Consider the following 1,009-nt stretch of genomic DNA (forward strand, 5'->3'; position numbering starts at 1 on the left):
AACATCCAGGGTGTGATCGCACGTCTGGAGCAGGTGATCACGGACCGGGACCGTGCGGTGAAGGCGGCGATGGCCGACTTCCAGGCCGATGGGGTGTCGGACTCGTATCACGACAAGGAGCTGCGCTGGAATCGCGCCTCCAACGAAGTCCGCAGCATTATTCAGCTGTTGAAGACGACGTTGGAGAAGAACGACGGCACCGCGCAGCAGACGTTGCAGCGCGCGAAGGCCGCCGTCGATTCCATCGGTTAACGGATCGCGCGGGGGCTTGGCATGTCGGGCTGGGACATTCGTCCGCAGGGTGTTCAGGGTGTGTTGAAGACCACCGGGGAGACCGCGGGTGGGATCGAGAAGCAGGCCACCAGCTTTGGTGAGCATCTGAAGACGGCTGCGACCTCGGCGGGAACGATCGCCGCCGAGGGGGCGGAAGGTGCCGACCAGGGTGGTTTGGTGGCGCTTGCGTTGTCGCAGTTTGCTGAGCATGCGGCGAAGGACATCAAGTTCGTGGCGGCGCGGGCGGGTAAGTCGCTGACCGGTGCGGTCGAGGCCACTACCGCGTATCTGAACGGGGATGTGGAGATGGCCGCCGAGGCGCAGCGTAAGGCGCTGTCCGCGCCGGATATTGATCTGGGGAAGCCGGGGGTGCAGGAAGGATGATCTCTCCTTCTGCTGTTCCGCAGTTCACCGGCGACCTGGGTTCGCTGGAGACCGCGGTGACCGGGCTGGGTAAGGATGCGGGTGCGATCCGCAAGACCGGCTCCGATGTGCACACCCAGTTCCAGGGCCTGTCCGCGTATTACACCGCTCCCGAAGCCGAGCAGCTCTTCGCGACAACGAAACCCGTCGCTGATAGGGCCGATCAGTTCGGTGATGATCTGGAGAAGGTCGGCTCGGCGCTCACCGCGTATGCGGCGGAGGTGAAGCCGATCGCGGACAAGCTCAAGCAGCTGAAACTCGATGCCCAGGCTTTCGTCGATTCCGTGAAGGATGACGAGGACTGGAAGTACGA

At 63.5% G+C, this 1,009-nt stretch carries 2 protein-coding genes and 1 pseudogene; all 3 read left to right on the plus strand.

What is annotated here, in order from left to right; translation table 11 throughout:
* Positions 1–252, plus strand: a 252-nt coding sequence (locus tag ABT367_RS41410; protein WP_352259137.1) for a pore-forming ESAT-6 family protein, incomplete at its 5' end; no start/stop codon positions are given.
* A gap of 21 nt (positions 253–273) precedes the next feature.
* On the plus strand, positions 274–657 hold the full coding sequence (locus ABT367_RS41415) for a DUF6507 family protein (RefSeq protein WP_352259139.1): 384 nt from the start codon (positions 274–276) through the stop codon (positions 655–657).
* A pseudogene (locus ABT367_RS41420) lies at positions 654–1,009 on the plus strand (hypothetical protein); the annotation flags it as partial. The gene ABT367_RS41415 and the pseudogene ABT367_RS41420, both read left to right, overlap by 4 nt.

This window comes from Streptomyces mesophilus (assembly GCF_040300965.1).
GTDB classification, from domain to species: Bacteria; Actinomycetota; Actinomycetes; order Streptomycetales; family Streptomycetaceae; genus Streptomyces; species Streptomyces mesophilus_A.